3 protein-coding genes and 1 pseudogene are annotated in these 8714 nt (G+C 66.8%); 2 read left to right on the top strand and 2 right to left on the bottom strand.

What is annotated here, in order from left to right; translation table 11 throughout:
- Positions 1 to 5403: Ig-like domain-containing protein (locus V7116_RS15250; RefSeq protein ID WP_324392805.1), on the bottom strand; the 5403-nt coding region annotated here is incomplete at its 3' end.
- 195 nt (positions 5404 to 5598) lie between these two features.
- On the opposite strand from V7116_RS15250, the gene V7116_RS15255 reads away from it, so the two are divergent.
- Both V7116_RS15255 and V7116_RS25820 read left to right on the top strand, forming a co-directional pair.
- Positions 5599 to 6408 (top strand): retropepsin-like aspartic protease, encoded by an 810-nt coding sequence (locus tag V7116_RS15255; protein WP_324392806.1) that lies wholly within the window; start codon positions 5599 to 5601, stop codon positions 6406 to 6408.
- A 71-nt stretch (positions 6409 to 6479) separates the two neighbouring features.
- A pseudogene (locus V7116_RS25820) lies at positions 6480 to 8029 on the top strand (nicotinate phosphoribosyltransferase).
- A 211-nt stretch (positions 8030 to 8240) separates the two neighbouring features.
- Here V7116_RS25820 and V7116_RS15270 read toward each other — a convergent pair.
- Positions 8241 to 8714: hypothetical protein (locus V7116_RS15270; protein WP_324392809.1), on the bottom strand; the 474-nt coding region annotated here is incomplete at its 5' end.

The raw sequence follows: 8714 nt of genomic DNA on the forward strand, positions 1-8714 counted from the left end.
TAGGTGCGCGGTGTAATACAACACGCCGTCGCCCTCGCCCCGAATGACTGTCAGGCGGTTGGCCTCGTCCAGCAGCAGATCCTTGACCGCTACTTGAAGCGTCTGACCGTCGCGCACCGTCTCCGGCGTGACCGTGCCCTCGGTTCGCAGGTCGCCGTTGAGCGTCACCGCGTAGTCGTAGTTCCCTTCCAGCTCGCCGCTGGCCTTCATCCAGTCGGTGAGGCCCATCACGGCCCACGCCGTTTCCTGCGTGGTCTCCCAGTGATCGCCGTTCCGCGCGACCATCAGCCAGCGCACCACGTTGGGCAGCAGGTCATAGTCGGGCGTGACGCGCGTCAGCGCCGCCATCACGATGGCCGTGGAGCGCGTGTCGCTGCTCCAGTTCCACCAGTCCATGTCGGCTTCTTCCCAGTGCGCCCCGGTCGCGGAGACGATCGCGCCGCTCTGCAGGTCGCTGACCAGCGACGCGACGGCGGCGTTTTCAGGATCGAGCGCGTCGTAGGCCATCAGCAGGAAGCCGCGCGCCCAGAAGTCCATTTCCAGCCGCTGGGCCAGCAGCGCGTCCATCTCGTTCAGGACGGGTTCGCCGTTACGCGCGAACACGTAGAGGTAGAACGCCTGCCGGTTGAGCTGCCACGAGGGTGTGTCGATGCCGGGCCGGATGAAGTCGCCGCGCACGAAGTTCAGCGCGCGGTCGAGCATGCTCGTGTCCACGGCAAAGCCCGCGTCGCGCGCTTCGATCAGCCCCAGCGCCGCGTAGGACGTGATGTACGGGTTGCTTTCCATGCCGGTGAACCAGCCCCAGCCGCCGTCGGGATTCTGCTCGGCGGTCAGCTTCGCCAGTGCGTAGTCCAGCACGGACTTCAGGCTCGCTTCCAGCGCCGGATCGTCGATGCCGAGGTCGCGCAGGGCGCGGTAGGTCATGACGTTGGGCAGGAAGCGGCTGACCGTCTGCTCGATGCACTGGTGCTCGTAGTTCTTCAGGTAGTCCAGCGCGTCGATGGTCGTCGCGGCCAGCGACGGATCGAGCTGCACCGTCAGCTCGCCCTGATCCGCGTCGAGGCGCGGCGGCAGGCTGATCGCTTCCGTGCGCGATCCGTTCTCGCGCAGCACGCCGCCCGTGCCGACCGTATCCGGCGCGGTGTAGCGGTAGACGGGGATCGTGCCGTCCGGCCCGGTCGCCAGCGTGGGCTTGGATGCGTCCTGGTAGCCGTCCGCGCCGATGGCGATGAACGTCAGGTCCACAGCGGAGACGTCTTCGACCACGGCCACCCACTCGACGCGGGCGCGGCTCCCGGCCTCGATCGTTACCGACTGCGTGGCGTCGCTTTCCAGCGTGACGCCCGTCGATTGCAGCGTCGCCTGGACCGTCTGCGCGGCGCTGGTGTTGTTGTTGATCACGCTCGCCAGGGTTACGCGGTCGCCGACCACCATGAAGCGCGGCGTGACCGGGCGCACCAGCAGCGGCAGCGTGCTCATCACGTCCAGTTCGGCGTCGCCCACCAGCGTATCGGGCGTCAGGCCGCGCGCGTCGAGGTGCCACGTCGTCAGGTTGTCCGGCAGCGTCACCTCGACCGTGGCCGATCCGGTCTCGTCCGTGACTACGCGCGGGGCCCACAGCGGCGTTTGCTGGAAGTCCTCGCGGATCTCGACCTGCTGCTGCGCGGCTTCGTCCTCTGCGCCAAACGCTTCAGCGGCGGCTTCCATCACCATCCCGTCGGCGTTCATTGCCGTCGCGGTGGGCATCGCCGCCATCGGAACCGCGCCCGCAGCGGCGTCACGCTGCTTCTGCTGTTCGAGGATCTCGTCGGTCATCGAGTCCAGCAGGGAATCCAGCGCGACGGTGGTATACACCGCGTCGGACTGGTAGCCGTAGAACGTGTCTTCCAGCGAGATGCTGTTCGGCGGGGCCAGCGACAGGATCGCCTGATCCGTCAGCGTGACACCGACCTCCGCGCTCACCGGCTCGCCGTGCGCGTCGGTCGTTTTGACGTCGAACGTCACCGTGTCGCCCGGCTGCGCCATCGTCGCGGACGGCGTGACCGTCACGTTCAGGCGGCGGCTGGCCGGATCGACTTCCAGCCCGATCGTGCCGCTGCGGTAGTCGGGGTTGGCGCTTTCCTCGTCCACGCCCTTGACCACCACCACCGAGACGAAGATCGTCGGCACGTGGTCTTCGGTGATCGGCAGCTCGTAGATCAGCGTCGATCCTTCGACCTTCCGCACTTCGTAGCTCTGCACGCCGTCGCGCTCGATGGTCACCAGCACGGTGGACGCGCCGCTGAAGGGGATCGGCACCAGGATTTGGGCCGTATCGCCCACATTGTACAGTTCCTTGTCCGCCACGAGGTCGATCTGGCTGCTGGGCTGGCCCCACCACACGGTGCGGCTGCTGCCCGTGACCCAGATCTGCGTCGAAGCGGTGTTGAGGCGCTCGCGCCCGTCACGCACCTGCGCGCGGATCTGGAAGATGCCCGCGTTGGGCGGCGTGAAGCTGTAGCTAGCCGTGCCGTCCTCGCCCGTAACGATCTCGTCCGTCTGGACGTCGATCTCGGTTTGCGTCCAGGTGTACTGCCCGAACTGCCCCTCGATGGGCGTGCGCTCCCAGCGCTTTTCGACCACCGTCAGGGCGATCTTCTGCCCGGCGATCGGGGCGCTGTCCGGCGTGACGGCGATCAGGTCCACGCCGACCGGCTGGCCTTCGCGCCCGAAGTAACGATCGGTGCGCAGGCCGACGTACGCCTCGGCGGGGTGCGCCAAAACGCTGGTGCGCCCGGCGATGTACTGGCCGCTCTCGTCGTAGACTTCGCCCTCGACGATGATGTTCATCGGGCGGGTGGCGGGGGCGGTGGTGTTTTCCAGGGTCACGATCACCTGCCCGTTGGCGTCGGTCTGTTCCGTCCCGCTGCCCAGGTCCACCCAGCTAAAGTAGTCCTGGTCGTAGTCGGTGAAGCTGTAGCGCCCCGGCCCGGTGTAGTTGAAGTAGGCCGGTTCGCCGTGCGCGGTCCAGGTCAGGCTGGCGTCGCTCACCGCGCCGCCGAAGTAATACGACGCAGCGGCCACCGCGTTCAGCGGATCGCCCTGGATGATGCGGTCGTAGTCCGGCGTCACCTCGACCTTGTATTCCGGCGTGCGGAATTCCGCGATGGTGAAGCCGATCTGGCCCAGGTTTTCGCCGCCCACGCTCATGTAGATCGTGCCCTGGCCGATCTGCGCGTCGTCCGGCAGATCGACTTTGCCGTCGAACGTGCCGAACTCGGTCAGCGTCAGGTCGTCTTCGTACAGGATCTGCGATCCCCAGTTCACGTCGATGAGCACGTGCACCTGCTCGACCGAGGGACGCGTATAGGTCATGTCGTCGCGGGCGCGCAGCGCGCCCCGGAAGTAGACCGTCTGGCCGGGGCGGTAGATCGGGCGGTCGGTGTAGAGATACGTTTCCGTGTCGGAGGTGTACGGCTGGCTCCACGAATTCCACACGCCGTAGGCGTCGTCGCGCTGCGCGACCACGTAGATGGCCTGGTCGCTGGCCCCGCGTAGATCGACCGGCAGGCGCAGCGCGCCATCGTCCCCGGTGACGCCGTTCGCCAGTTCGACCCCGCCCGCGCCGTAGACCGTCACGGGGAGGTTGGCGACCGGATCGGCGCTGTTCATGTCGGTAGCCCAGATCAGGGCCTCGTCCGGCCCGCGCTTGACGGTGATGTTGGCCGTCACCACGCCGATTGCCATGTACTGCGGGTAGTCCTGGTTGGGCACGTCCGCTTGCAGCAGATACACCCCGGTCGGAAGCTGTCCGCCCTCGTCCGAGGCCAGCAGCACTTCGTCCACGCCCCACGGCGTCGCGCCGGGATCGAGCCGCTGCGTCCAGCGCCGCACGAGGTTTTCGTCACGCGCGATGGGCGGGCGCTCGTCGTAGTAGTAATAACCGCGCGTCAGGTCGGCCAGATCGTCCGTCCCGGCGCGGTACAGCGCGAACTTAACTTCGGGCCGCGCCGTGACGCTCATGGCGATGCGCGTATCCTCGCGGTAGGCGTTGGTGATCATGAACTGGCCCTGCGCGGGCAGCGAGGCGTACGGTTCGAGCGCGGCGGTCGTGAAGGTAAACGTGTAGTCCGTCTCGATGGCGTTGCCGTACAGGTCTTCCGCCCCGGCTTTGACCGTGATCACGTAGGTCGTTTCCGGCATCACGGCGAAGTCCATGTATAGCGAGCGGTTGCCCTGCGCGACGGGCAGCCAGTCCACGCCCTCCGGCTGCACGATCACCACCTTGCCGTCGAGCGTGTCCATGTCCATCGGGCTGCGGAAGGTGATGCTCACGCCGCTGCCCGGCTGGACGTCCTTTTCGTTGTTGCCGGGGTAGGTGCTGTCGATGCCGGGGCGCTTCACCGTGGTGAAGGTATACGTCACGCCCTGGCTGATCGTCGCCTCGCCGGACGCGCTGCGCGCGCTGTTGGCGAGGCTGAGCGAATACACCGACTCAATGTCGAGCAGGCCGTCCGCCTTAAACGTCAGTGTGCGGCTATCCTCCGACCATTCGAACGTCCCCGGCACGCGCTCACCGTCGTGCAGCAGCAGGAACGCTTCCTCGGTGCTGGCGTGATCCATCGGCTGGCTGAACTGCACCGTGACCGGCGCGTCGAGCAGCACGTCGCTTTGATTCTGCTGCGGCGTGATGCTGAGGATCTCCGGCGCGAGCGTCTTGAACTGCCACGTATACGTCTCTTGCAGCGTCGCCCCGGTGACGTCTTCCAGCCCGGCGGGCACGGTGACGGTGTAGGTCGTGCCGCCCTTCAGCGGCGCGGCGGGCGTAAACTGGTAGATCGAGGTGTTGACCCACTCGCCCGTGCCTTCCACCGCCGGATCGAACACCAGAGGATCGGGCAGGTCGTCAAGCTGTTCGGTGGAGAGCAGCGGCACGACGGGGCGGTCGAACGAGACGGTGATCGTCGCGTCCGCCATGACGCCTTCCGTGTTCGCCGCCGGGATCACCGCCGAAACTTCTAAGTAGCCAATGGTCTGCACAAAAAAGGTGTACGGATCTTCCAGCGCGAGGCCGTTCGCGGCCAGCGCGCCCGTGCCGATCTCGATAGTGATGCGCGTCGCACGCGGCCAGCCGCCGTCCGGCGCGAACTGCACCGTGCGCTCGTCCGTCCAGGTGAACGCGCCCGGCGTGGCCGGGGCGGTCTGCCATGCCGCCTCGACGCTGGCCGCGTTCATCGGCTGGTCGAAGGTCACGGTCACGGCTTCATCCACCGGCACTTCCTCGCCGGGATAGGGCCACACGTCGATCACGTGCGGCGGCAGCGCCTCGTCACTCTGCGCGGCAGCCATCGCCGCCACGCCGAGTAAGCCGATGCCCGCTGCCAGCGCGGCAAGCCGGGGCAGCAGCGATAACATGCGTCTCATAAGATCCTCCCATGTAGTTCGGGCCAGTCTTGCATAATACCAGGACGCGGCAGCCGCTCGATTTGTTCCGCCGCGTGGGAAAGTCGGTTGGATTTACGCGCATTATAGGGGCGAACGGCGGGGCGGGATAGAACGGCGCGCCGGAGCGGGGTACACTCTGGCGACTCTGACGGCGCACCCTTCACCGGAGGCTTCATGAGCGAGCTGACTCTGATCATCGACCCCGACCCTGACGAGATCGATGCGGCGGGCGTCTTCGTGGACGGGACCATTGCCGACCGTCCCTACCGCTTTTTGCTGGATACCGGCGCGGCCACGTCCAGCGTGGTCGAGGACGACACCACCGCCGTCTTCCCGCCCGCCGGGCAGCACCAGTCCTCCGGCGTATTTGCGCCCAGCAGCAACGACTTGATCGCCGTGCCGCGCCTGACGGTCGGGCCGATCGAGCGCGCGCCCTTCACGCTGACGCGCACCCCGCGCGACGCGCCCGGCATCAGCAGTCTGATCGGGATGGACGTGCTCAAGGATCACTGCTGCTACTTTCTGTTCGGGCAGAATCGCGTGCTGCTGGACGACGACACGGCCTTCAGCGCGGACGCGCCCCGGCACGATCTGATGTTCGACAGCAAGTTTCACCCGTACCTCATGGTGGATTTCGAGGGCGGCGCGCAGGCCCAAACGGTGTGGGACACGGGCGCGGCGCTGACGGTGGCCGACGCGGCCTTCATCGCGGCGCATCCGGCGCTGTTCACGCCCGCCGGACGCTCGACCGGCACGGACTCCACCGGGACCGACGTCGAGACGCCGATGTACGTCATGGCACGGTGCATCATCGGCGGCGAGACGTTCCCGGCGGTGCGCGTGGCGGGCGTCGATCTTGGCCCGGTGAACGCGATGATCGAGCGGCGTATGGATATGATTCTGGGCTACAGCCTGATCCGGCACGCGGACTGGCTGTTCGATTTCCCGCGCGCCCGGTGGGCGGTCACGCGGCGGGAGGCGTGATTCGTCCCGGTCCGCCGTTGTTACAATAGAAGTAGAGCGCAGAACGTCATGTTTCCCGAAAGGCACGGCTCATGAGCGCACGGCAGCATCCCGGTGACAGCGTGCTGTTCACCGATTACTACCAGATCACGATGGCCCAGGTGTATTACCGTATGGGCCTGCACGAAAAACAGGTCCAGTTCGATCACTTCTTCCGCAGCTATCCCGATTACGGCGCGCATCAGGCGGGTTACTGCGTCAACGCCGGGCTGGAATGGATCCTCGACTGGATGCGCAGCGCCCGCTTCGAGGACGGCGACATCGAGTACCTGCGCGCGCAGACCGGGCGGACCGGGACGCGCACCTTCGACGACGATTTTCTGGCGTGGCTGCGCGCCAACGGCAGCTTCGACGCCCTCAGCCTCTACGCGATCCCCGAAGGGCGCGTGGTGCATCCCGGCGTCCCGCTGACGGTCGTCCAGGGGCCGATGGCGATGGCCCAGATCCTCGAAACGCCGCTGCTGAACCACCTCAATTTTCAGACGCTGATCGCCACCAAAGCCAGCCGCATGCACCAGAGCGGCCAGGGGCGGCTGCTGCTCGAATTCGGGATGCGGCGGGGACAGGGCCTGGGCGCAAATGAAGGCGCGCGCGCCGCGCTGATCGGCGGGGCCGATTTTTCATCGAACGTGGCGATGTCGCGCGAACTGGGTTATCCGCCGAAGGGCACGCACGCGCACAGCCTCGTGCAGATGTCGATGGCGCTGGGCCTGGGCGAGCTGGGCGCATTCCGCGCTTATGCCGAGGCGTACCCGGACGACTGCCTGCTGCTGGTGGACACCATCGACACGCTGGAAAGCGGCATCCCTAACGCGATCGCCGTTTTCGAGGAGCTGCGGCGCAAGGGTCACGAGCCGATGGGCATCCGCCTGGATTCCGGCGACCTGGCCTATCTCGCCATTCGCGGCGCGAAGATGCTCGACGAGGCGGGCTTTCCCAACACGACGATCACGCTCTCCGGCGACCTGGACGAGCTGTCATCTGGCAGATCATGACCCAGATCCGCGACGAGGCGCCGCGCTGGGGCGTGGACGCCGATCACGTCATCAAGCGCCTGTCGTACGGCGTCGGCACGCGGCTGATCACGTCGGAAGGGGAGCCGGCGCTGGGCGGCGTGTACAAGCTGGCGGCGGTCTGCGACGGCGGCGAGTGGGTGCCCGCGATCAAGGTTTCCGAGTCGGCGGCCAAGACGCCCAATCCCGGCCACAAGACCGTGTGGCGGCTCTACGATCAGCGCGGTACGGCGACCGCCGACCTGCTGACCGCCGAAAACGAAGATCCGCGCACGATGAAAACGCTCACGCTGCGCCACCCTTCCGATCCGGCCAAGTTCCGCACGCTGCGCCAGGAGGAGATTTCCGAGTTCGAGCCGCTGCTGGTGCAGATTCTGGACGGCGGCAAACTGGTGGTCGATCTGCCGGACATCGAGGCGATCCGCGCGCGGCGGCAGGCGGACGTGAACCGGCTCGATCCCGGTGTGCGCCGCCTGATCAACCCGCACATTTATCACGTCTCGCTGACGGACGCGTTGTGGGAGATCAAGCACACGCTGGTGGATACGGCGCTCTCGCGCAGCCGCTAGGGGCGCAATGGGCGCAGTTGATCTGAGATCAGCAGAACCTCACCCCCGGCCCCTCTCCAATCCGATTGGAGAGGGGAGACAGGCGGCCTGGATCCGTAGGGGCGATGCAAGCATCGCCCGGTTTTTCTATGGGGGCCGTGCGCAAAAAACGGGAGGTGTGAAGTCCTCCCGTTTTTGCGTTTACTGATCGCTCATTACTGACGGCTGCTTTTCACAACAGCCGGTGATCGGTCTCGGAGCGGTAGTACACCACGACGGGCGTGCCCGGCCCGGGGATGTCTTCGGGGTCCAGATCGCTGCGGGGGCGGCTGATCTGCTTGACGATCATCTTTTTGCCCTGCGGCATGCGGAACTGGTAGCGCAGCCGCACCGTAAAGCGTCCGCGCGCGTCCAGCTCGCCCACGGCGCGCACGACTTCGCCCCACAGGATGCGCCCCTTGATGCGCGGCGCGCGGCCCCGCCGCACCAGCCCTACGAGCAGCAGCAGAACCGCCGCGCCGCCCAACCCGGCAGCCGCCACGGTCAGCCAGCGCCGGAGCACGTCATCGGGCGTCTCGACGCCCGCCAGCCGCACCTGATCCGGCTCACCCGGCAGGTAGGTCACCTCGATGGCGCTGCCGTCGCTCAGGCCGTTGTAGGCGCTTTCGGTCAGGCGATGCTCGGTCCGCACGATCAGCGGATCGCC

It is taken from the genome of Aggregatilinea sp. (genome assembly GCF_036822615.1).
Lineage (GTDB): Bacteria > Chloroflexota > Anaerolineae > Aggregatilineales > Aggregatilineaceae > Aggregatilinea.